At 48.9% G+C, this 233-nt stretch carries 1 protein-coding gene; it reads right to left on the bottom strand.

Annotated features, from left to right (window positions below):
- The coding region (locus Q1A08_RS21425; protein ID WP_299776434.1) for an Ig-like domain-containing protein at nucleotides 1-233 on the bottom strand (233 nt) is incomplete at both ends.

Genomic DNA, 233 nt, shown 5'->3' with positions numbered 1-233 from the left:
TTGTCATCGGTGTGATCACCGTTGTTCAACTTACCTTGGACATTACCCACGTTATCGTCGGCATCATTAATCACCGGCACCGCATTCGGCGTGGTATCAATGGTGATAGTAAAGGTGTCATCAACTTCATTACCCGATGCATCTTCGGCCGTGGCTTTAAAGGTAACCGCACCTTCAGGTAAAGCATCCGCGCCTGGAATTTGAATCTTCCACTCGCCATTACCATCGGCTGT

It is taken from the genome of uncultured Pseudoteredinibacter sp., assembly GCF_947500695.1.
Classification (GTDB): Bacteria; Pseudomonadota; Gammaproteobacteria; order Pseudomonadales; family Cellvibrionaceae; genus Pseudoteredinibacter.
This window is presented reverse-complemented; position numbering and strand designations above follow the sequence as displayed.